This is a genomic window from Acinetobacter indicus CIP 110367 (assembly GCF_000488255.1).
GTDB classification, from domain to species: Bacteria; Pseudomonadota; Gammaproteobacteria; order Pseudomonadales; family Moraxellaceae; genus Acinetobacter; species Acinetobacter indicus.
This window is the reverse complement of record NZ_KI530745.1, coordinates 352,812-376,553: the sequence shown is the minus strand read 5'-3', so window position 1 is coordinate 376,553 and position 23,742 is coordinate 352,812. Positions and strand designations below refer to the sequence as shown.

Genomic DNA, 23,742 nt, shown 5'->3' with positions numbered 1-23,742 from the left:
TCAGCAAATTCGGTTTTAATAGCTAGATAATTTTTTAATATCAATACTTTATAAATTTATAATTTAACCAAAAATTAAAGGACGGCCAATGAAGGTCTATTTTTTCTGGGTGTCGATGAGCCTGCTTTTACCAGTGCAAGCTGTCTCTGCAGCAGCGCTGGAGCAGTCCGGACAATCCATGCATATTTTTTTCCAGCCCGATCATTATGCCGAAATCTCCCTGGTGCATTTAGAGGCCGATGTCGCAGGACAAGTCGAAAATCAGGCTGCACTAGCCGAGTTAGGAATTTATGACTATTCCACCGGCAACCTGGCACCCGAGCAGCGTTTTGTTCTCGGTGGTTTTAAACTGCAGCTGAATCCAGAGTTTTCCTTTGCCCTGCTTTATGATCAGCCCTTTGGTGTTAAGGTCAACTATAACTACAACCCGGATTTTTATGGTCAACCATTAGACGTCGAAGCTGCCGACATTCGCTTTAAAACAGAAAATATTAGCGCGCTTGTCGGGTATCATCCGGATACGCACTGGACTTTTTATGCAGGACTCAGTCATCAGTCTTTTCAGGGAAACCTAGAGCTTTGGGGACAAAACTATTATATTTTTCATGGCTATCAGGCCTATTTCCCTGAAGATGATGCCTGGGGTTGGCTGGCCGGGGTACGCTACCAGATTCCTGAATATGCCATGAGTGCGGCGTTCACTTATCGTTCGGCCATTCATCATCAGCTAGCGGTACAGGAACAGTCCCCACAAGGCCAATTGCAGATCGTGGCGGACCAGAATACCGCGGTTCGCACACCCGAATCGCTGAATCTGGATTTGCACACCGGCATCAGTGCCAATAACCTGCTCTATGCGGGTATACGCTGGGTTAACTGGAAAGATTTTTATATACAACCGACTCAATTTGGCGCCGTGATTGATGCTTACGCAACATTCGTTCCTGAAATTAAAGACTTTAAATTAATTCATTATCAGAAAGATCAATGGTCGGCCAAACTGGGCGGGTTACATCGCTGGAATGCACGCTGGATCAGTCAGTTAGAACTGGGCTGGGACTCCGGGATTGGCAATCCGGCCTCGACCCTAAATCCGGCAGATGGGCACTATAGCCTCGGCTTAGGCCAGCTCTTTTATTTTCGACCTGACAGTTTTATTGCTGCAGGGGCCTATTATTTAAAGTTTAAACAACCACATATTCAACCCAGTAATTTTGCCGGTACTCAAATTTCCAGTCTAGCCTCGGTCAATCGGGACAATCATGCCTGGGTATATGGACTAAGATTTGGCCATCATTTCTAAACGCATAAAAAAACGAGCCGAAGCTCGTTTTTTATAGAAATGGCTTAGAAGCGGAAGCTGACGCCCAGTTTCGCTACTGGTAACCATTCGTATTCGTTGTCATTACGAATATCATTAGCTTCTTGATCGACCTGATTTTGTAAGTCAGCATTATTATTTGCTGTAGTACCAGTTGCTGTTAATTGCACAGTTGGATTACCAGTATAATAAGCACCTAATTCACCAAATACGCCCCAACGGTCAGTAATTGATGGTGAAAAACCAATCCCTACATAAGGTGCGATATCATTTTTATAAGACATTTGTCCATTAATATGAACACCATTTGCACCTGCGACAAAATCTGTTCCGTTAACCGAAAAACCTTCGTTCGGACGAACACGACGGTCTAATTCATAATCATTATCTAAATATGCTACACCTGCTGCCATATAGAACCAGTTCGCCCAAGGACGAATTTCAGCATTTAGATAAACATTATTATTATCCATATCCAAGTCATAGTCAGAACCATTAATAGAAATATCATCTGACCAAGAAATATCGCCACCGTTATAACCTAAAGTTACACCTACGTATGGGTTTGCACTCCAAGAAATCGCACCACCATAACCTGTTGTACCAACTTCAGCACGGACTGCAGCGGGTTTAAAGAAAGAGAAAGTTGAAACACCTTCATCTGTCACGACTGTCTGATCTGCCGCCATTGCTGAACCTGCTGCTGTAGCAAGTACGGAAATGGCTAAAATTTTATGTAAAGATTTCATGTAATGTGCTCCTCAAAATAAAAACTTATTTTTCATGTTTAGTACTATTGTTGATAAGCACAATATAAAGAAGTTCTCGCACAGTTTTTATGCACATTTTGCTCATTTTTTGTTATTTTTTGATACAAATCTATGTTTCTTTTTGAAAGATAACTCTTTTTTGAGGCGAAAGTTTAAGCAGATGTTTCTTATATTAAGTGAAAACATTTTTCTTTATTATTAATTTCGATCTTAGTGCCAATTTTCATCTAACCCGTGTTCAATTTAGTGTAAAATCTTGAAAATTTTTTTGGAAGGAAGATCATGTCTCAGCTTTCAACGATTATTGAACAAGCGTTTGAAGATCGTGCTAATTTCACCGCGGCAGACTGCCCGGCTGAAATCCGTCAGGCAGTAGAGGAAGCTATTGCTGGCTTAGATAACGGTACACTGCGTGTAGCGGAAAAAATTGACGGTGAATGGGTTGTACACCAATGGTTGAAAAAAGCCGTTTTGTTATCTTTTAAACTGAACGACAACAAACCAATTGAGTCATGTGATCTTCGTTTCTATGACAAAGTCGACACCAAATTCAAAGGCTGGACTGAAGAACAGTTTAAAGCGGCTGGCGTACGCGTAGTACCCCCTGCAGTTGCACGTAAAGGTTCGTTCCAGGCAAAAAATGTGGTGCTGATGCCATCTTATGTCAACATTGGTGCATATGTAGATGAAGGCACTATGGTAGACACTTGGGCCACTGTCGGTTCATGTGCACAAATTGGTAAAAATGTACACTTGTCTGGTGGTGTCGGTATTGGTGGTGTACTTGAGCCACTCCAAGCCAATCCGACCATTATTGAAGATAACTGCTTCATCGGCGCACGCTCTGAAATCGTGGAAGGCGTGATTGTTGAAGAAGGTTCTGTGATTTCAATGGGCGTTTACATTGGTCAATCTACCAAGATTTATGACCGTGAAACTGGCGAAATCCACTACGGCCGTGTTCCTGCCGGTTCTGTAGTTGTTTCTGGCAGCCTGCCATCTAAATGCGGCACATACAGCTTATATGCTGCCATTATCGTGAAAAAAGTTGACGCGCAAACACGTGCGAAAACCAGCCTGAACGATTTATTACGCGAAGACTAATTTTTCTTTAGTTTAAGCGGAGCTATCGCTCCTCATCTCTACGGTTAGCAATGATCGTAGAGATTTTTGTTTTTCTACCCGGTGGTTAATTTGTTATGAGTACGCTTCGATCTTCCGCTATTCCTGTTTCTGATCCGTCTGCGGGTTTACGCATCACGGAGATCTTCTATTCATTACAAGGCGAAGCCAATACCTCAGGGCTGCCTACCGTATTTATCCGTTTAACCGGTTGTCCGCTGCGCTGTACTTATTGCGATACCACCTATTCTTTTGAAGGCGGCGAACGTCAGTCACTTGAAGCGATTATTCAGACCACGCTGGACTTTAACACACCGTATGTCTGCGTGACGGGCGGTGAACCGCTGGCACAGCCGAATGCCCTGCCTTTAATGCAGCGATTAGCAGATTTAGGCTGTGAAGTGTCTCTGGAAACCAGCGGTGCTTTAGATGTATCTAAGGTAGACCCGCGTGTTTCCAAAGTTTTAGATTTAAAAACCCCAACCTCGGGGGAAGTTGCACGGAATTTGCTTTCGAATCTGGACTATTTGACTGCGCACGATCAAATCAAGTTTGTGATTTGTAACCGTGAAGATTATGAATGGTCGAAGCAGCAGCTGGAGTTGTATCAACTGCATAAAAAAGTCAGCACCGTCTGGTTTTCCCCTGCCTTTGAAGTTGAAAATGGTGCCGCACGCATGCCGCAACTGGCCCGTGATTTGGCCCAATGGATTTTAGAAGACCATCTCCCTGTTCGTTTTCAGCTACAGTTACACAAACTGCTGTGGAATGATGAAACTGGTCGTTAATCAGGCTGCTGTATAATTGCTCTGTTTGCAAAATTAAGCTGCGAAACGCAAAGCTTTATACACAGCTCAAATTGCTTTTTATTATTTTGGAGATTCTGATGCGCCCTCGTGCCATTGTATTGTTATCTGGTGGTTTAGACTCAACAACCTGTTTAGCGTGGGCGCAAGCGCGTTATGAATGTATCGCCCTCAGTTTTCGTTATGGCCAGCGTTCAACCACTGAACTGGACGCTGCCAAAGCCTTAACCCAGCGTGCAGGTGTAGAACATCGTGTCATTAATATTGATTTAGGTAACTTAGGTGGCTCTGCCCTGACCGATCATAATATTGAGGTACCCGAGCAGGAACAGGATGGTATTCCGGTGACTTATGTGCCAGCACGTAACACCATCTTCCTGTCTTATGCACTGGCAGCAGCGGAAGTATTTGATGCAGAAGCCATTGTTATTGGTATTAACGCGGTGGATTATTCGGGTTATCCGGACTGTCGTCCTGAGTTTATTGAGGCTTTTGCCAATATGGCGCGTCTGGCCACCAAAGTGGGCGTAGAAGGAAAACCACTCAAATTTGAAACACCTTTGTTACATTTATCCAAAGCAAATATCATTCGCTTAGGTCTTGATCATGGCGTAGACTATAGTCAAACGGTGTCTTGCTACCAGGCAGATGACCAAGGACGTGCTTGTGGAAAATGCGATAGCTGTCGTTTACGTAAACAGGGTTTCCTAGACGCAGGTGTGGCTGATCCGACACGTTATATACCGTAATGACAAGGTAGAATCTATGAAGAATTTAAAATCAAACATTATCCTTTCTGCGATTGTGTCTACTGTAGCCGTATTCGCAACATCTGCTCAGGCCAACACAGACAAATTGCAACAGGCATATAAAAGCACCAATGTAAAATCGGCGCTGATTAATGTTTGTAAAGAAGAAACTGCAAAAGGTAAAAAGTTAAGCGCTGCTGAAGTCAGCAAATACTGTACCTGTGCGGTTGAAGCCGATGGCAAGCTGACCAATGCACAAAAATGGGAAATCCAAAGTACCATTAACCAGAAGAAAAGCCCAAGTACCCTTGCTTTTGTCCAAAAACAAAACAAAGACTTACAGGCATGTTTTGGTCCTCAGTTAACCGGTAAATTAAAAACCTTAACTGAAGAAGCCATGAAAGCCGCGCAAGCGCAGCAAAAGAAATAATCATATAGTTCCTCCAGAGGCCTGCATCCATTGCAGGCTTTTTTTTGCCCGGTTTGCTGCGTTCACTTTTCTCTACCGGTAATTTGTGAGAAAACGCAGGAAATTCGGTATGATAGAGGCAATTTAAAAACTGACACAATGTAAAAGGACGATGTCATGAGCGACTTGAACTTACCAAATCAGACCTTTCCGACCACCACGGCGGAAATCAATCTGGCTGAACTACAGGCTGAGTGGTTAATTGTGTATTTTTATCCAAAGGATTCCACTCCAGGCTGTACCACGCAGGCGGTAGATTTTTCTGGCCTGAAAGATCAGTTTGAGGCATTGGGTGCGACCATTCTTGGCGTGTCGCGTGATTCGGTGAAAGCGCATCAGAACTTTACCGCCAAACAGAACCTGACGATTGATCTGATCAGTGATAAGGAGGAAGTGCTGTGCCAGCATTTTGATGTGATTAAAGAAAAAAATATGTATGGCAAAAAAGTCATGGGGATTGAGCGCTCTACCTTTATTTTCCATAATGGCCAGCTGGTCAGGGAATACCGTAAAGTCAAGGCTGCAGGACATGCCGAGCAGGTACTGGAAGATTTAAAAACCTTACAAGCCAACAGTTAAACAATTGCTGGATCGGAAAAAAGCCTGATACAAGCTCAGGCTTTTAATTCACTCATCACGTCTATTGTTATCTCATTATTGAACACGCCACTGACCTTTAAGCTGAATATTGACCTTTTCTCCAACACCACCCATCGCCTTTTTCATACCGAAATCACTACGCTGAATTTGGGTTGATGATTGCACATCCAGCAATTTCGGGTTTCCTGTATTCGGTTTTAAACTGGTATGAAAAACAACCGGACGCGTCACGCCGCGTAGGGTTAAATTACCGGCAATACGATATTGATCAGGACCTAAAGCAGTAAAACGCGTGCTTTTAAAACTGACGGTTTTATATTTTTGGGCATGGAATAAGTCCTCGCCCAGAATCATATGTCTTAAAGACGGTTTACTCAGCTGCAGACTGTCCACATTTAGCACAAATTGGGTTGAGGCCTGCTGCGGTGCTTTTGGATCAAAATGCATGACTGACTGCACCTCTTTAAACTGCCCTCCGACCAGTTGCACGCCCATGGACTTAATCTCAAAACCAACTTCACTTTTTGGGGTCAAGGTCCAGCGCTCGGCATAGGCCGGGCTGATACCCAACAGCATAATAGCCGCACCCAGTAAGCATTTGGTCTTTGACCTTGCTACATGTGACGGGTTCAAGTTCATCGCTTATCTCCTTGCTACACAGCTGGCTTGCTTTATCTCGTTAACAAGATGGAGCCGGCGAGCTTAGGTGAGATTACTACGGTCTTGCGCATGATATTTGTCTTGTAATTGTTGATAAACCGGCGTGTGCTGAAAATTCTGTAAAAATTTGATTGTGCCCGGCGGGAAGGCATCGGTCCAGATTTCTCCACGAAAATAGGCTTCACGTACCGGCGTGGCAGACATGGCACCTTCCAGACTGTCAAGCTCGACCATCTCCCACTCCGGGAAAAATTGCAGATAATAGGAAGACTCATCTTTAAAATGGCCAATTAAACCGACTTTGGCTTCTGGTCCGGCCACCGTGGCCACCAGCATTTTCACCAGTTTCTGCCATTTTTCATCGTTATATACATCGACCACATGCACAAATTTGACCCGCTGCTGCTGCTCTGGGCTAAAGTTGGACAGAATCATCTGCTGGCGTTCAGCGGCAGTAAACGGATTTTTGATATTGCGTTCATCTTGTGCAGAGCCCAGTGCCAAAATCACGTTTTCACTTTGCTCCAGCGCGATTAAAATGGTCTGCATATGTGCCAGATGAAAAGGCTGGAAGCGGCCAATAAACACAAGATAATCAAATTTATAATTCATAGCACATCAACTTTTATGAACTCACCAGTTGTGGCGTCAACAATAATTTTCGCCATAATAAGCCCATAAATTCAAATTAATTGAAAGCAAGGATAGTACGATGACACTGAGCTGTATTCAACAACCCCATCCACATTTGAATGCGAATTTAGACAATGGCGTACTGACCTTAGCCATTCAGCGCCCGGAAGCCAAAAATGCCCTGTATGGTGAACTGTATCTCTGGATTGCGCAGGCACTGGACGAAGCCGATCAGAATAAAGACGTCCGCGTAGTAATTTTACGCGGAGCCGATGCTGATTTCAGTGCCGGTAACGACATGCAGGACTTCATGAAGTTTATTCAAACACCATTGCAAGGCAAAGCTGGAGATACGCCACCCTTTGTATTGCTAAAAGCTGCTGCACGTTTTTCCAAACCGCTAATTGCTGCGGTGCGTGGTGTAGCCATTGGCATTGGGGTCACGCTGTTATTACATGCAGATTTAGTCTATAGCGACAACACTGCCCTGTTCCAGATTCCATTTGTGAGCCTCGGCCTGTCCCCAGAAGGTGCGTCCAGCAAACTGCTGGTACAGCAGGCCGGTTTCCATAAAGCCGCAGAGCTGCTGCTAACTGCTCAGAAGTTTAACAGCGACAAAGCGCTAAACGCCGGTCTGGTCAATAGTATTGAAGAGGATGTATATGCCACTGCCCAGCAACAGGCGCACATTTTGGCAGCCTTGCCACTGGCCTCTCTCAAACATACCAAAGCGCTAATGAAACACAATTTGGATGAAATTATTGACTGTATTGATCATGAAGCGGAAATCTTTATGAAACGGGTCGGCTCACCGGAAATGATGGAAGCTGTACAGGCTTTTATGCAAAAACGTAAACCTGACTTTACCCAGTTTCATTAAGTATTATGCTCATCAACGTAGGTGCAGTCACTGTACCTACGTTTTTATGGTTTAGCTGTTTTCTCTTTCTTTTATTTCTTTTGTGATGGTTCCCATGTCAAATTCGTCAGATCCCTCATCTTTAAACTCTGCATCATCTTCAACCGAGAAAAAACGCTATTACGAACCGGCACCACAAGATATTGATGTCGAAAACTTTCGTAAAGTCATCACCAGTCGCCGTTCAGTACGTAAATTTACAGACAAGCCCATTCCAGCGGATATTTTAGATGCCTGCCTGGATTTAGCCTTACTGGCACCGAACTCCTCCAATTTACAGCCGTGGACCTTTTATGTGGTCCAGAATCCGGCCAAGAAAAAGCAGCTGGTCAAAGCCTGTCTGAGTCAGCTAGCAGCCAGAACTGCGGCCGAGCTGATTGTTTGTGTAGCACGCACCGACCGCATTGATGAAATGGCCAAACTCAATATTTCCGAGTTCCCGTTTCCTGAAGCGCCAGCCCCGGTAAAAAAATACTATAAATTTATTCCCTATAATTATAAAACTGGCTATTTCAATGCCTTCGGTCATTTCAAAAAAGTGGCCTTTAAAGTGGCACGTAGCTTGGACAAGCAATTGCCAGTGTCGGCATTTCATCCGGCCGATGCCAAACTGTGGGCCTCGAAAACTACCGCTTTGGCCTGTGAAAATCTGGTGCTGGCCTTACGCGCTTATGGCTTTGACAGCTGTATGATGGAAGGTTTTGATGAGCCAATGGTGCGTAAAATCTTAAAGCTGAATGAACAGCAATATGTGGTGATGGTAATTGCTGCCGGTGAACGTGCGAAAGATGGCGTGTTCTTCCCGCAATACCGGTTTGACCGGGAGTTGTTTATTCAGAAAGTTTAAACAAGATGTAAAAAGTCCCACTTTTCTTTAAGAGAGAAGCGGGACTGCTGCACAAGGGAGAGCTGATTAAAAGGCTCTCCCTCTCTGTCAGATATTCCAATATTCAATAATTAAAACTGCACATCTATCATCTGAATAAACTCGAATGCCGGTTCTTCATAAGGATGGCTATCTTTTAAGGCACGGGCTACATTTGCTGCGTTATCTTCCGGTACAATAATTTCCACCCGCCATTCCTCTACTTTTTCAAGCGTGCCGACTTCCCCAATATACGGGTCTGCGCCACGTAAGGGTTTAAATTGCCCGGTGCCCAGCACCTGCCAGGCACAGTGTTCATAATCGCCGATTCCCCCACCACCGGCTTTAAATACAGCAGCTTTGGTGGCTTCCAGATGCGATTCAGGCACATAAAAAATCAGTTTTAGCATAGTCACTCCCGGTATTGATCTATCTTTCATACCGTATTGACTGGCCTGTTGTCATCTGCTGTTTGCAAGAAATGACCTAAATCCTGAATAGCGCTACATCTGTTTTGAATAGATACAGTACTGATTCCAAACAATTGTCCAGCTTTAGCTATGGCTTTGGATGAAACATAGCGATGGATTAGCGAGAATTATTGAATCTTCGAAATCGATCAGATCCTTTATTTGCTTAGGCTATTCCATTGAGCTCATTATTTATCTCAGCAAGGTAATCTACTTTAAATTTTTCTTAAGACGCCTACAATATTCAGCATCTCGAAATTATCCTGATCGGTGTCCAGGGTATGTGACTTAATTTGCACCTGAATATGATCATTCACCTGAAAATGCCTTAACGGAAAACAGTGCTCATTGGCACTATAGGCGCCCGAACTCGGACTGTCCGACAGCAATTGGGTAATACTTAAACGCAGGTCATTTTTTCTGGAGATGGAAATTTTATCCTGATTGGCATACTGGCTCTGAATACCCTTGCCATACAACTGGATACAGAGCTGGTTATACTGTTTTTGCAGTGCCTGCGTATACTGAAAACCATCACTCCAGACCAGTCCTTGTGGCGCGGTCTGAATTCGGGTTTCCGGGTTTTTCACCAGTGAATCATCACCCAGATGAATTAAATGTAGCCCCTGCTGAAACACCACATGCGCTTCGGTTAAAGGCTTGAGCTGAACCAGATGACTATGCTGATCAATATATAAATGCTGGTTCTGATAGGACAGCAACAGGATTTCCGGTTGATAGCCCTCCATCCAGACCGTGCCGGCAATATGATCGGGATAATCATATTCACGAGGCAGATATAAGGTATAGCGGCCATCAGCCTGAGAATGGGCATAATAGTTGTGTTCGCCCAGCTGCACATAGATTTTGGCTTGAGCAACAGGCTGCCCGCTGGCATCAAATACCTGACCTGAAACTGACCACTTTTCGCCTTGTGGCTGCGTACCAGACTGGGACTGGGTTAAACTGGAATGCAGCGGCTGAGCATACGTGACAGACTCCTGAATCTTGGCACTCTCACCACCACAACCGTTCAGCATAATCAAGCTGGTAAAAATAGGAATGACCGTTCGCATCTGCATTTTTGTTATCCACTTTTATAATTATGCTGTTTATTGTACGGTGCCGGGCAAAATCAGCTATCCCCATTTTGGGATGAAACGCCGATAAAAAAGCCACCCGTAGGTGGCTTTTCAAAATAAGGTCAATTAACCAATGAATTTACGTGCGTTACGGAACATACGTAACCATGCACCATCTTCAGTCCATTCTTCAGGTTTCCAGGAATGTTGTACGGCACGGAAGTTACGCTCCGGGTGCGGCATCATAATCGTGGCACGACCATCTTTAGAGGTCACACCGGTAATCCCTTCTGGAGAACCGTTCGGGTTCAGTGGATAGTGCTGGGTCACATTGCCCTGACTGTCGACATAACGCAGGCTGATCTGGTTACCCGCATTTAATGCGGCAAAGTCTTCAGCGCTAGCCACAGCACGGCCTTCACCATGCGCAACCGCGATTGGCAGAATTGAACCTTCCATGCCATCAAACAGAATCGAGTTTGATTTTTCTACACGCACGTTCACAGTACGCGCTTCAAACACTTCAGAGGTATTGCGATGGAAACGTGGCCAATGCTCTGCACCCGGAATCAGTGGTGCTAGTTGTGACAGCATTTGACAGCCGTTACAGATACCCACACTGAAAGTTTCTTGACGGTTAAAGAATTTCTCGAACTGATCACGCAGTTTGGCATTAAACAGCACCGATTTTGCCCAGCCACCGCCGGCACCTAAAACGTCACCGTAAGAGAAGCCACCACAAGTCACTAGACCTTCAAAGTCATCCAGGCTGATACGACCCGCCAGCAAGTCACTCATGTGTACGTCAACGGTGTTGAAACCGACTTTATCAAACGCAGCCGCCATTTCGACATGACCGTTAACACCCTGCTCACGCAGAATCGCCATATTTGGACGACGGGTGTTGATGTACGGTGCTTCAACTGGCTCGTTCAGGTCATAAGTTGGCTGCGCGATAATCCCTTGATGGGCTTTATCGGCAATTAAGGCAAATTCCTGATCGGCATTTTCAACGTTGTCACGTAAACGCTGGATCTGATAAGACACTTCTGCCCATGCCTGTTGCAGGTCAGTACGTTCCAGCACCAAACCGTTTACGGCCAACTGGTCAGAGTTGTTGACTGTACCGACAACCGTAATTGCATCTTTCAATGTCGACGCTGCAACTTCAGCTTGTAATGCTTCCCAATCTGCTTTGGCGATTTGCAGCACCGCACCAATTTCTTCAGCAAATAGACCTGCAACTGATTGCTCTTCCAGTGCCACACCCAAGCGTGACGCAAACATCATCTCTGCAACAGTCGCTAATAAACCACCATCACCGATGTCGTGGTAGGCTTTAATCAGGCCGCGGTTGTTCCAGTCTTGTACCAATGCGAAGAAGGCTTTGAAGTCATCGAAGCTGTCGACATCTGGTGTCACTGAACCAATCGCTTTGTACACTTGCGCCAGGATCGAACCACCCAGACGGAATTGGCCTTTAGACAGGTCGATACGTACCAGTACAGATTCAAAATTTTTCAGTTCTGGTGTTAATGTCTTACGCACATCAGTCACAGGTGCAAATGCAGTGATCACGCCTGACATTGGCGAAGTGACAGATTTGTCTTCACCTTCGTCATTCCAGGTGGTACGCATAGACAGTGAGTCTTTACCAACTGGAATGGCAATGCCCAGTGCTGGACACATTTCCATACCAATCGCTTTTACGCCTTCGAACAGTGCCTGATCTTCACCTTTTTGTCCTGCTGCTGCCATCCAGTTCGCAGACAGTTTAATATCGCCAATCTGGTCAATTTTTGCAGACATCAGGTTGCTGATCGCTTCAGCTACCGCTAAACGTGCAGACGCTGCCGGGTTCAATAATGCCACTGGTGGACGTTCACCCATGGCCATCGCTTCACCGGTATAACCCACCAGGCTTGTGGTTGTTACTGCAGCATCCGCTACAGGCACTTGCCATGGGCCAACCATCTGATCACGTGCCACCATACCGGTAATCGAACGGTCACCAATGGTGATCAGGAACGATTTAGAGGCAACGGTCGGGTTTTTCAGGACACGGTAAATCGCATCTTTCAGATCTGTCACTTGAGCTGCATCAAAATCATCGCCTTTACGCTCGATGCTTTCATATGAACGGCTCATACGTGGTGTACCGCCCAGCATCACCTGCATTGGCATATCCACTGGCTTGTTGCCAAAAAGTGGATCTTCAACGGTTAAATGACGCGCTTCAGTCGCTTCACCCAGTACCGCAAACGGACAACGTTCACGCGCACAGATCGATTCAAACAACGCTAGAGATTCTGGACGGATTGCCAGTACATAACGCTCTTGTGCTTCGTTAGACCAGATTTCCATTGGCGACATGCCTGGCTCAAGCGATGGAATCTTACGTAAATCCAGTACCGCACCGAGCTCATGATCGTTGACCAGTTCTGGCATTGCGTTTGAAATACCGCCCGCACCAACGTCATGCACCGATACGATTGGGTTTTCATCTTCCATGCGCCAGCAGGTATCAATTACTTCCTGGCAACGGCGTTCCATTTCCGGGTTTTCACGTTGTACAGAAGCGAAGTCCAGGCTCTCACCCATGGTACCGCTGTCTACAGAAGACGCTGCACCACCACCTAAACCGATCAGCATGGCTGGACCACCAAGCACGATCAGAAGATCGCCCGGTTGAATTGCATCTTTTTCGACATGATCCGGACGGATGTTACCGTAACCACCGGCAATCATAATTGGCTTATGGAAGCCTTTGACTTCGCCATTGACGTTTTGTTCAAAGGTACGGAAGTAACCATTTAAGGCAGGACGACCGAATTCGTTGTTAAACGCCGCACCACCGAGTGGACCTTCAATCATGATTTGCAGCGGAGAGGCCATACGTGATGGTTTGCCGTAGTTATCTTCCCATGGCTGTTCAAAGCCTGGAATGTTCAGGTTCGATGTGGTGAAACCAGTTAAACCTGCTTTAGGCTTACCACCACGACCGGTTGCGCCTTCATCACGGATTTCACCACCTGAACCGGTTGCCGCACCAGCAAATGGAGCAATTGCGGTTGGGTGGTTATGGGTTTCCACCTTCATCAGGATGTGAGCCGCCTGGCTCTTGTATTTATAAACGTATTGACCGTTTTCTTCTTGCGTTGGGTAGAAACGCTGGGTATCAAAACCTACAATCACCGATGCGTTGTCTTTATATGCTGACAATACATCGGTTGGTGATTCTTTATAGGTGTTTTTGATCATCTGGAACAAAGATAACGGCTGAACTTCACCATCAATGGTCCATTCTGAACCGAAGATTTTATGACGGCAATGCTCAGAGTTGGCTTGCGCAAACATCATCAGTTCGATGTCGTTCGGGTTACGGCCCAGTTTGGTGAAAGCTTCAGTCAGATAATCAATTTCATCTTCAGACAGTGCAAAACCAAATTCATTGTTGGCTTTAACCAGTGCTTCTTTGCCCTGACCCAGAATATCAATCGAGTTTAACGGTTTTGGCGCGGTTTCCACGAACAGTGCGGCTGCATCTGCAATGTCAGTAAACACGCTTTCGGTCATGCGGTCATGCAAGATCTGTAATGCTTCTTTAGAAAGCGCTTTTACACCTTTTAGGATAAACAGCAATCCGCGCTCCATACGGTGCACTGGAATATTACAGTTGGCAAAAATATCCGTCGCTTTGGATGACCACGGCGAAATGGTACCGACACGTGGGGTCACTAAAATTTGGACTTCGTCACTGGCAGGCTGACGTAATTCAAAAGATGCGCCATCATTTAACAGCTCTAAAGCTGATTGTTGCTGCTGCTCGTTGAGCGCTTGGTCAAACAGATAGATCCATTGGCTATCGAAAGATTGAACAGAACTAATTGACGATAAACGTGATAATAGTTGAGTTTTCTTAAAAGAAGAATGTGCAGGTGCACCGGCCACGATAAACATGCTGATTTTGGCTCCACGGGCAGATCTTTTGGACCTCGCCACAATGTGACTTGAAGAGAGCGCATATTCTACTGTGAAATGAGCCAATCAGCTATAGAGGAAACAAGAAAACTCGTACTAAAATATTTGATATTTTTAAAATAATACTTTTATTATCAGGCAAAAGAATTGAATTTAGCCGAAAATCTTAACATAAATTGTAATAGAAAAATTAATTTTTTTTTAAGAATAGTTCTACTCAGGAAAATTGTCTTATTTTTCAACAGTTCTATAAGCATGATGAAAGCTAGTCCTAGATTGTCTGAATAGCCTGCTGCAGAACCAGAAATTAAATTTTTTGTACGAATTAATCATCCTGAAAGCTGAGTACCCATATCCACCCGAAGAGAGCGTTGCTGTCATCCGCTCAGGATCTCTTTGGTCTTTGCCTTTGTGAACCTTGAACCCTGAGACTTCACCCCTCTTAGATGGGATTTTTACGTTCAATATTTCTAATATTTTTCGTCCTGTATTCTCTTGAGTTCAACTTAAGTTATTCACCTAAAAGAAAGAATAAAAATAAGGAAATCCAACCCTTATAATCTCATACCCCGAATATGTCACAAGAGTTTTTTCCATTATGTATTTCACTCCCTAATATCAGGGATAATTTAGTAGTTAATATATAGCCATTCTCAAGAAAAAAGCCATATATAAATATCCATCCTAAAATTATTTTTGCATCTATTTGATAAATGATTACTTATCTTTCATAAAAAACACTTATCAATAATATGAAGAAATAACATTTAAAATAAATTTTATCCAATTCATTCTACAAAAATTGGTTTAAAATATAAGCTTTGAGTAGCAAGTAAAAATCGAAAAAATATGTATTTTTTAAGTTTTGTTACTTTTTTTAACATTTTAAATTAATGCAAACTTCAATAAGTTTTAATCCAATCTATAAATTACTGTAATTCCTAAAAAATATTCATATATTTGACCCTGCAAAATCATAGTTTTTTATTTAAAAACCACCCCTATATCAGTAAAAAACCTTACTTCCCACTGACTTCATCAGTGAATTTGATGGTTTTATGTTAAGCTCTAGCTCAATTGCTGAGGCAAGGTCCATTTTTGGACTCACCTACGTACATCTTTTTATGCTGTGGATCAAATATCGGCTAGATATTTAAACACCAGATTTCTCATTTTCTGCAGCTTTATGCTCTGCCTGTTTTAGAGCCTTAGTCCGTCACCAAAAGATTTGTTTTTTAAAATAAAGGTGCCTCGCTTAAGGAGTAATTATGTTTCAATTCACTAGTACAACCACTGTACTATTGATGGTGCTTTTTTACGGCATTACCTTTCTACTGTCGTTACGTATTAAACAAAAAAATGAAAATGTCGATGGCTATATGGTCTCGAATGGTTCTATTGGCTTTGGTATGTCTGCGGCCAGCATGACCGCAACTTGGATTTGGGCAGCGTCATTCTATGCAGCTGCCTCTTCAGGTTATAAATACGGCGTTTCCGGTGCCTTGCACTACGGCCTCTGGGGCGCGCTGATGATTTTGTTTATTTATCCTTTTGGTAAGCGCTTTCGTGAGTTGGCACCCAATGCACATACGCTGGCAGAAATTATGCATGCCCGCCATGGCAACCAGAGCCAGATGATTTTGGCAGGTTCCAATATTGTGGGAAGTGTCATCAGTTTGATGGTGAATTTTACTGCAGCAGGTGCCTTGGTCGAAATTTTATCTCCCCTAAGCTTTGTACATGGCGTCTTGATCACCGGGATTGGTGTGCTGTCTTATACCCTCTGGTCTGGCTTCCGTTCCTCTGTATTTACCGATTTTGGCCAGCTGGTGGCGATGATCGTGGCGGCGGTGATCATTATCCCAACGCTGTTCTTCACTTTGGGCGGACCGTCCCTGTTTCAAACGGGTATTCACAACCTGCAGCCTGAACAGCTCGATTTCTTCTCTAAAACTGCATTTCTAGAACAAGGTGCGCCTTTCTTCGTCGCAGTCCTGGCGTATGCCATCGGTAACCAGACCATTGCCCAGCGTTTATTTGCGGTACGGGAAGACTTGATTAAACCCAGTTTTATTACGGCGACGATTGGTTATGCCGCGATTGTGATCGGGTTGGGGATGCTCGGCTTACTGGCCTTGTTTGCCGGAATTCAACCGATTGATGGCAACTTGAATAACCTGATTCCACAAATGGCAGCGACGTATCTCTCTCCATTTATGGTGGCCCTGTTATTTATCATGGTGATCGGTGCGCTGTCTTCAACGGCTGACTCGGATCTGTCTGCGTTATCTGCGATTGTGATGACTGACATTTATGGAAAACAGATTGCCAAAAACCAACCTAATCCCAAGAAAATGCTGTTTATTGGTCGTATAACCATGATTGTCGCCACCATGCTTGGGATCATTATCGCCACTTTAAAATTTGACATTTTATCAATGCTGATTTTTGTGGGTGCACTTTGGGGGTCTATTGTATTTCCGGTAATTGTCAGCCTGTATTGGGACAAAGTGAATTCTCGTGCGTTTAACTGGTCGGTCGGGCTCGCCTTCGTCAGCTTCCTGATTGTCCGTTTTGAATGGATTCCAATCCAGGGCTTGATTGCGCTTGGCTTTGAGCTACTTGCAACCCTGGGTATTGGTGTGGTGCTGGGTCTGATGACCTTTGGTTTCTTCGGCAAAAAAGTCGGTTTGGTGGTGGGTATCTTGGCCAGTATTGGCTTCATGCCATGGACCATCGGCTTCTTGCGTGAATACGGCACCTTATTAAGTTCACTGACTGCTTATGGCAGTAGTGCTCTGGTCTGTACTGTTCTGACCTTGGTCTACAGTAAAGAACGATTTGATTTTAAACAAATCAACAAGATGGTGATTGAATTTCACCAGCTATCTGAGAAAAGTAAATAAGGAGATTTCAGATGACTAGTCAATTATTGACCCTATATGTACTTTTTTGGCCGTTGATCGCAAGCCTGGTCTTGTTCACAATTTGCTTGAATGTCTATAAAGATGCACAACAAGCCAAGGAAACTGGTGAAGGGCTGGTGTAATTTTAACTCTTCATGAAAAAGCAGGCTCATTTGGCCTGTTTTTTTATGGCCGTTTCATATTGTTTGAATCACTTGTCTATATTGAGGAGCAAGATTTTTTCTGCTTTTCATTCCCATGACAATTCATGTCGCCTCACTCTAGTACTGGGCTTGGTTTTTTGGCATGATGCAAAGCAGTAAATAATTGAATAATGATAAATGACACAGATGCGTTGGTTAGAACTGCTTTCGACAGTTCGGATTGGTAGTAAAAAGCAAAGTACTGAACAGGCGCGTAGCCCGTTTCATAAAGATTATGACCGTATTATTTTCTCGCAGAGTTTCCGGCAGCTGAACCGCAAAACCCAGGTCCATCCGCTTACCCAACATGATGGTATTCATACCCGCCTGACCCATTCGCTGGAAGTGTCCTGTATTGGCCGTTCACTGGGGATGCTGGCAGCAGAAAAAATCAAGGATCAACTGCCTCCGTGGATTACCCCGGCCGATGTCGGCGCGATTATTCAGGCTGCCTGTCTGGCGCATGATATTGGCAATCCGCCTTTTGGTCATGCCGGTGAATATGCCATTCGTGAATGGTTTGATGATGCCTCGCATACCGACTTTTTAAAGGACCTAAGTCCGGAACAGGAAGCCGATGTACGCCAGTTTGAAGGTAATGCCCAAGGCCTGCGCCTGCTGACCAAAATTGACTATCATCCGCATGATGGTGGTATGCGTCTGACCTATGCCACCTTGGGTGCCTATTTAAAATATCCGTGGCTGTCGAAAACCATGGCCTCGCAGGGCAATCGTCCAGCCAGTCAGCGCGCCAAATTCGGCTGCTATCAGGCAGAAAAAGACATTCTGAAACAGATTGCCGAACAGCTCGGCCTGATTGAAATCGGACCTTATCGTTATTGCCGCCATCCGCTGACCTATTTACTCGAAGCCGCAGATGACATCTGCTATGCGCTGATTGATCTGGAAGATGGCATCATCCTGAACATGCTCAGCTATGATGAAGTCGAGCCGATTTTCCTGAACCTGATTGGCGATTATGGCATGCCGGAAGAACTGTCTTTGGACAGCACCACCTGGCAGCAGAAAATTGCCGCGCTACGTGGCCGGGTCATGAAACGTCTGGTCGATGAAGTCACCAGTGCCTTTGCCAAGCAGCATGACCAGATTCTTTCGGGCCAGCTGAAAGGGACCTTACTGCAATATTGCTCGGCCGATATTGAAATTGGCATTAACCGGGCCAAAGAACTGGCGCGTGATAAAATTTTTGAACATCCGCAAAAAGCCGGTCTGGAAATTATTGCCCATCAGAGCCTGCAAAGTATTCTGGATGCCTTTATTCCGCTGACCACACCGCATAAAACCTTAAGCTTTAAAGAGCAGCGGCTGATGGCGATTTTGCAGCGTTCCGGTGCCCATTTTGGTCCAGATCACTATGACAATATCATGCAGGTGCTGGATATTATCTCAAAATTCTCGGATCATCAGGCGTATAACCTGGCGCAGGAATTACAAGGCAATAAAGCCGGATTCTTTTAAGTACAGCCTGCCGTTTTGGGAGAACCTCCAAAACTGCTTTATACTTTTGTGCGTGCTGACATTGCTTGTGCAACACCCCGGCCCATCGGCTGCATATCGCAGAGCATCACAACAATGTAGATGACTTCAAGATGCAGACGACAGGCTCGGAACTGAAAAATTTAACCGAATAGAAGTGAATAAACTGAATGATTGGATGTCTGATTGGTGAGGTGTTTGCCCTCGAAGCCCCTACGGTCTTATTAAATGTCAATGGTGTGGGCTATGAAGTCGATACGCCACTGTCTACATTTTGCCAATTACAAAAAGGCCAGAAAGTCACCTTATGGACCCATTTAGCAGTCCGTGAAGATGCTCAATTGCTATATGGTTTTCTGGATGCGCAGGAAAAAACCATTTTCCGTACTTTATTAAAGGTCAACGGTGTTGGTCCGAAAATGGCTCTCGGCATTCTGTCAACCTTAAGCGTCGATATGCTGATTCACACGGTTGAACATGAAGATATTAACACCTTGGTCAAAGTACCGGGTGTCGGCAAAAAAACCGCTGAACGACTGATGATTGAATTGCGTGACCGTTTTAAAGCGATGGCTGCCGGCAATGCACCAAGCAACACCAGCAGCGCACAAATCCAGTTTATGGGCAACTCTGCCGTGGCCGAAGCCGAAGCTGCGTTACAATCCTTAGGCTACAAACCACAGGAAGCACAAAAACTGGTTAGCGCAGCCAAAGGTGACTTTACTGAAGCCAGCGACATTATCCGGGCAGCGTTAAAATCGATGAACAAATAGATAGCTCTATTTCATCTCAAGGCCAGCATGAGATACGCGAAAATGTCATTCGCAACTGTTTCAGGCAGGAAGCATTTGCATAAAAATGTTTCTGCGATATAGTCGAGACGAATCATCTTTTGACGAGTTTTGCGAATGACGATGGTTTTGCTTACTTTTGCCGAATGAGAAATATATTTCGCAAGGTAAGGCCAACCGCAGGTTATTCCCGAAATTTAATTTTCTTGGAACATCCGTCAAAAAGCGCTTTTGACGTCTGCCCCATTAAACTGTATTTACCTGAAGTTTACATAATATATGCAAGACCGTCTTATCAGTGGTTCTGAAAAACCCGAAGATCAAATTGATCGCGCCATCCGCCCCACCTCCCTCGATGACTACATCGGTCAACCGGTGGTGCGTGAACAAATGGAAATCTTTATTGGTGCAGCGCGCGGCCGCGGCGAAGCCCTCGATCATACCCTGATTTTCGGCCCACCGGGCTTAGGTAAAACCACCCTAGCCAATATCATTGCCCGTGAAATGGGCGGCAACCTGAAATCGACTTCGGGGCCTGTGCTTGAACGTGCCGGTGACTTGGCAGCCATGCTGACCAACCTTGAAGAAGGCGATGTACTGTTTATTGATGAAATTCATCGCCTGTCACCAGTGATTGAAGAAATCCTCTATCCGGCGATGGAAGATTACCAGCTGGACATCATGATTGGTGAAGGCCCGGCAGCGCGTTCGATCAAACTGGACTTGCCGGCATTTACTCTGGTCGCCGCCACCACGCGGGCCGGTCTGCTCACTTCGCCGCTGCGTGACCGTTTCGGGATTGTGCAGCGTTTAGAATTCTACTCGGTGGAAGATCTGACCCATATCGTAAAACGTTCTGCCAGTTTAATGGATGTCCCGATGACCGAAGAAGGCGCGGCAGAAATTGCCCGCCGTTCCCGCGGCACACCGCGTATTGCCAACCGCTTGTTGCGCCGGGTACGTGACTATGCCCAGGTCAAAGGCACCGGCGAAGTCACCCATGCAATGGCCCAGCGCGCTCTGGATATGCTCAATGTCGATAAAGATGGCCTGGACACCTTAGACCGTCGCTATCTGTCAATGTTACTGGAACGTTTTGATGGCGGACCTGCCGGTGTCGAAGCACTGGCCGCAGCCATGGCAGAAGATTCAGGCACCTTGGAAGATGTGATTGAGCCTTATCTGATTCAGCAAGGTTATGTGATGCGTACTGCACGTGGCCGGATTGCCACCAATATGGCTTATTTGCAGTTTGGCATGACCCCGCCGGAACCGAAATAACAGCAATGCCTGACCTTCATTGCTTATGAGATGATGAAGGTCTTTGATAAATAACAACTTGAATACATACTCGAACAACAATAATGATGACCGAACAACAACTAATTCAACACCTTCAGCGGCATTTTGATGAGCTGATAGAGCAATTGCAGCCAATCCGGCCCCTACCTTATAGCAAACCATTACAGTTTTTCAGTGAATCTGAACTGAACTATCTGAACCAGCTTTTGCAAGGCAATCTCAGTCCCTGGCTGAGCTTCGACTTTAAAAATGAACGCGGCAAAATCATTGATGCAGATCGAGCCGGCATTGAACAGATCGATCTGCATCGGCATGGGCACTGGTCCATTGATGCCATCCCTTTTGATCAGCTATGTGTCATCCACTGGATTAGCCTGTATTTTTCTGAAGAACTTAACCCCTTTATTGAAACCTATACCCAACCACCCACTTCAGTAAAACCGAAACAGAAGCTTGCCCTGATTCTGACATTAGTGGCTGTGCTGGGCGGAATTGGCTGTTATCTGCTGCAAGACGCTGTAGGGATTGTCTTATCTGTGGCTGCGTTCTTTCTTAGTCTGATCTGGTATGGCTTACTTTAGCTACGGCAATATTTTGCCAATAAGCAGCCTCAGCAGTTTGAGCGAACTTTCGTGATCAGCAGCTATTTCGCCTTGCATCTACGCGATTATGCGGTGGAGCGGCTGTACCTCAGTCATCCGGACAGTGCCTAAAACCGCGCTATCAAAATTGCCAATAGTCAAGCACAGGCGGTATGGCAAAAAAAAGCATAAATCACGTGCCAATTCACCTAATTCAACCTGTACCGAACGATAAATATCCAATCTTGGCTCTACATTCTTTATACCTTTGCCACTGGATTTGACACCTTGTGCCATAGGAGCAAAAAGTCATTATGCTAAACTGCAAAGCCAACCCAGTCGGGCATTTGACAGAACCTCAGACAACTTCAATCCAGTTCTGTACGGCCCTTCCAGACCAAAACTGAAAATTGTAATGGAACAGTATCATGGCGAATAAGTTTGAATTTCAAATTCGTATCTATATGGAAGACACCGATGCAGGCGGGATTGTATACCATGCCAATCATATTCGTTTCATGGAGCGCACCCGGACCGAATGGCTGCGTGCTTCCGGCGTCGATCATTATTGGCATCAAAACGACTATAACTTTGTCGTGCATAAAATTAATGTCAAATATATGCGTCCAATCTTAATGGATGATCTGATTACTGTTACAGCAAGTGTTGTTTCGTGTAAAGCAACGTCATTTGTATTGCAACAAAATATTTATCGTGGTGAAATCATGCTTGCTTCTGGTGAGGTGGAATTGGCATGTTTAAGTTCTGAAATGCGTCCACGTCGCCTTCCGGATGAAATTCGTGGCCTGATTCTAAAAGAGCTAGGACAGGACCAAGACTAAAAACTTATGGCACTACGTAACTATGGCAACACAATTAGAATCATCTCTACAAGTCTCTGATCTTATTTTGCAGGCAAGCCCTGTGGTACAACTGGTCATGTTGGTGCTGTTACTGGCCTCCTTGTATAGTTGGTATCTGATCGCCAAGTTACATCTCAGTTATAAAAAAGCCCAGGCTGATGATGATCATTTCCAGAAAATCTTCTGGTCTGGTGCTGAATTAAATACGCTATATAACAACGCCCAACTCAATTCCAAACGCACCGGCCTGGAAGATATTTTCTATCAGGGTCTGGGTGAATTTCTCAAATTGAAAAAACGTCATGCCCCGACTGCACAAAGTCTAGAAGGTACCGAACGTATTTTACGTGTCGGTTTAAGCCGTGACCAAGGCCAACTGGAACAAGGCTTAGGCGCGCTGGCCAGCATTGGCTCTGTGGCACCGTATATTGGTTTATTTGGAACCGTGTGGGGCATTATGAATGCCTTTATTGGCCTGGCCGATGTCGATCAGGTAACACTGGCTACAGTTGCACCGGGGATTGCCGAAGCGCTGATTGCCACCGCAATTGGTTTATTTGCCGCAATTCCAGCAGTCCTGGCCTTTAACCATTACACCGCCAAAGGTGAAAGCCTCTATTCAGACCGTGCCTTGTTTGCTGAAGAAATGGTGGCCTTATTACAACGTCAGTCTTTGGGTTCAGCACGGGAACATGACTAATGGCCATTCAACGTTCCGGACGCTTCGAGCGTATTAAAAAGCCCTTAAAAAGTGATATGAACGTAGTGCCTTACATCGACGTGATGTTGGTGCTGCTGGTCATTTTTATGGTCACTGCCCCAATGATTACCAGCGGTATCAATGTCGATTTGCCGCAGGCCAATGGCAATCCGATTGAATCCAAAGATGCGCCAGCTGTGGTCAGTCTGGACAAAGACGGCCAGTATTTTCTGAAATACAAAGCCCAAAACTCCAGTCAGCCGCTAACACTCAGTGAACTGACTGCCGTATTAAGTGAAGCACAGCAACAGGCGCAAGCAGAAAATAAAGAACTGCATGTGGTGATTGAAGGTGAAAAATCTCGTGCGTATGGCGAAGTCATGGCCCTGATGAGCAGCCTTCAGGACGCCGGTTTAACTCAAGTTGGCTTACTGACTGAGCCATTAAAGTAA

At 45.1% G+C, this 23,742-nt stretch carries 23 protein-coding genes; 17 read left to right on the top strand and 6 right to left on the bottom strand.

The genetic code is table 11. The annotated features are described in order from the left end of the window. The first annotated feature begins 88 nt into the window (after window positions 1-88). On the top strand, window positions 89-1,303 hold the full coding sequence (locus P253_RS01835) for an OmpP1/FadL family transporter (RefSeq protein ID WP_016660019.1): 1,215 nt from the start codon (window positions 89-91) through the stop codon (window positions 1,301-1,303). A 44-nt stretch (window positions 1,304-1,347) separates the two neighbouring features. On the opposite strand, the gene carO is transcribed toward P253_RS01835, so the two are convergent. Beyond that, entirely contained in the window at window positions 1,348-2,070 is a 723-nt protein-coding gene (gene carO, locus P253_RS01830) for an ornithine uptake porin CarO (RefSeq protein WP_016660018.1), read from the bottom strand. Between the two features lie 303 nt (window positions 2,071-2,373). Between carO and dapD the strand changes: the two genes are divergently transcribed. The 5 genes from dapD to P253_RS01805 all read left to right on the top strand — a co-directional run bounded on the left by dapD (window position 2,374) and on the right by P253_RS01805 (window position 5,816). Next, window positions 2,374-3,195, top strand: coding sequence for a 2,3,4,5-tetrahydropyridine-2,6-dicarboxylate N-succinyltransferase (dapD, locus tag P253_RS01825; protein ID WP_005176646.1), 822 nt, complete (start codon window positions 2,374-2,376; stop codon window positions 3,193-3,195). A gap of 95 nt (window positions 3,196-3,290) precedes the next feature. After that, complete coding sequence (gene queE / locus P253_RS01820) at window positions 3,291-4,001, top strand: 7-carboxy-7-deazaguanine synthase QueE (RefSeq protein WP_005176644.1); 711 nt, start codon at window positions 3,291-3,293, stop codon at window positions 3,999-4,001. 98 nt (window positions 4,002-4,099) lie between these two features. Then, complete coding sequence (queC, locus tag P253_RS01815) at window positions 4,100-4,768, top strand: 7-cyano-7-deazaguanine synthase QueC (RefSeq protein WP_005176642.1); 669 nt, start codon at window positions 4,100-4,102, stop codon at window positions 4,766-4,768. Between the two features lie 16 nt (window positions 4,769-4,784). Further along, the gene (locus P253_RS01810; protein WP_005176638.1) at window positions 4,785-5,198 is read left to right on the top strand and encodes a hypothetical protein; all 414 of its coding nucleotides are present in this window, start codon (window positions 4,785-4,787) and stop codon (window positions 5,196-5,198) included. A gap of 156 nt (window positions 5,199-5,354) precedes the next feature. Next, window positions 5,355-5,816 carry a peroxiredoxin gene (locus P253_RS01805; protein ID WP_016660017.1) on the top strand — a complete coding sequence of 154 codons (462 nt, stop codon included), beginning with the start codon at window positions 5,355-5,357 and terminating at the stop codon, window positions 5,814-5,816. A 75-nt stretch (window positions 5,817-5,891) separates the two neighbouring features. Here the strand turns inward: P253_RS01805 and P253_RS01800 are convergent, their stop codons facing one another. Further along, a complete protein-coding gene (locus P253_RS01800; RefSeq protein WP_005176631.1) occupies window positions 5,892-6,476 on the bottom strand; it encodes a YceI family protein in 585 nt (194 codons plus the stop codon). A 63-nt stretch (window positions 6,477-6,539) separates the two neighbouring features. Beyond that, window positions 6,540-7,109: a nicotinate-nicotinamide nucleotide adenylyltransferase gene (locus tag P253_RS01795; protein ID WP_005176628.1), complete on the bottom strand. Its 570-nt coding sequence runs from the start codon at window positions 7,107-7,109 to the stop codon at window positions 6,540-6,542. 100 nt (window positions 7,110-7,209) lie between these two features. Between P253_RS01795 and P253_RS01790 the strand changes: the two genes are divergently transcribed. Both P253_RS01790 and P253_RS01785 read left to right on the top strand, forming a co-directional pair. Then, entirely contained in the window at window positions 7,210-8,010 is an 801-nt protein-coding gene (locus tag P253_RS01790; RefSeq protein ID WP_016660016.1) for an enoyl-CoA hydratase, read from the top strand. Window positions 8,011-8,104: 94 nt separating this feature from the next. Continuing rightward, window positions 8,105-8,896 (top strand): nitroreductase family protein, encoded by a 792-nt coding sequence (locus P253_RS01785; protein WP_005176623.1) that lies wholly within the window; start codon window positions 8,105-8,107, stop codon window positions 8,894-8,896. Between the two features lie 110 nt (window positions 8,897-9,006). Here P253_RS01785 and P253_RS01780 read toward each other — a convergent pair whose 3' ends face one another. From P253_RS01780 to purL, 3 genes are all read right to left on the bottom strand, one after another. Continuing rightward, window positions 9,007-9,324 (bottom strand): YqfO family protein, encoded by a 318-nt coding sequence (locus tag P253_RS01780; protein WP_005176621.1) that lies wholly within the window; start codon window positions 9,322-9,324, stop codon window positions 9,007-9,009. 275 nt (window positions 9,325-9,599) lie between these two features. Then, complete coding sequence (locus P253_RS01775; protein WP_016660015.1) at window positions 9,600-10,466, bottom strand: carboxypeptidase-like regulatory domain-containing protein; 867 nt, start codon at window positions 10,464-10,466, stop codon at window positions 9,600-9,602. A 126-nt stretch (window positions 10,467-10,592) separates the two neighbouring features. Beyond that, window positions 10,593-14,426, bottom strand: coding sequence for a phosphoribosylformylglycinamidine synthase (purL, locus tag P253_RS01770; protein ID WP_016660014.1), 3,834 nt, complete (start codon window positions 14,424-14,426; stop codon window positions 10,593-10,595). 1,289 nt (window positions 14,427-15,715) lie between these two features. On the opposite strand from purL, the gene P253_RS01765 reads away from it, so the two are divergent. The 9 genes from P253_RS01765 (at window position 15,716) to tolR (ending at window position 23,742) form a co-directional block, all read left to right on the top strand. Beyond that, window positions 15,716-17,353: a sodium:solute symporter family protein gene (locus tag P253_RS01765; RefSeq protein WP_016660013.1), complete on the top strand. Its 1,638-nt coding sequence runs from the start codon at window positions 15,716-15,718 to the stop codon at window positions 17,351-17,353. An 11-nt stretch (window positions 17,354-17,364) separates the two neighbouring features. Further along, window positions 17,365-17,496 carry a putative transporter small subunit gene (locus P253_RS15945; protein WP_005176614.1) on the top strand — a complete coding sequence of 44 codons (132 nt, stop codon included), beginning with the start codon at window positions 17,365-17,367 and terminating at the stop codon, window positions 17,494-17,496. Window positions 17,497-17,694: 198 nt separating this feature from the next. Continuing rightward, window positions 17,695-19,035 carry a deoxyguanosinetriphosphate triphosphohydrolase gene (locus P253_RS01760; protein ID WP_005176613.1) on the top strand — a complete coding sequence of 447 codons (1,341 nt, stop codon included), beginning with the start codon at window positions 17,695-17,697 and terminating at the stop codon, window positions 19,033-19,035. Between the two features lie 188 nt (window positions 19,036-19,223). Then, window positions 19,224-19,826, top strand: coding sequence for a Holliday junction branch migration protein RuvA (ruvA, locus tag P253_RS01755; protein WP_016660012.1), 603 nt, complete (start codon window positions 19,224-19,226; stop codon window positions 19,824-19,826). A gap of 297 nt (window positions 19,827-20,123) precedes the next feature. Next, complete coding sequence (ruvB, locus tag P253_RS01750) at window positions 20,124-21,125, top strand: Holliday junction branch migration DNA helicase RuvB (protein ID WP_005176611.1); 1,002 nt, start codon at window positions 20,124-20,126, stop codon at window positions 21,123-21,125. A gap of 83 nt (window positions 21,126-21,208) precedes the next feature. Next, window positions 21,209-21,727, top strand: coding sequence for a hypothetical protein (locus tag P253_RS01745; RefSeq protein WP_016660011.1), 519 nt, complete (start codon window positions 21,209-21,211; stop codon window positions 21,725-21,727). 428 nt (window positions 21,728-22,155) lie between these two features. Next, entirely contained in the window at window positions 22,156-22,569 is a 414-nt protein-coding gene (gene ybgC, locus P253_RS01740; RefSeq protein ID WP_005176609.1) for a tol-pal system-associated acyl-CoA thioesterase, read from the top strand. Between the two features lie 22 nt (window positions 22,570-22,591). After that, window positions 22,592-23,290, top strand: coding sequence for a protein TolQ (gene tolQ / locus P253_RS01735; protein WP_005176608.1), 699 nt, complete (start codon window positions 22,592-22,594; stop codon window positions 23,288-23,290). After that, the gene (tolR, locus tag P253_RS01730) at window positions 23,290-23,742 is read left to right on the top strand and encodes a protein TolR (RefSeq protein WP_005176606.1); all 453 of its coding nucleotides are present in this window, start codon (window positions 23,290-23,292) and stop codon (window positions 23,740-23,742) included. Before tolQ ends, tolR begins: the two co-directional genes overlap by 1 nt.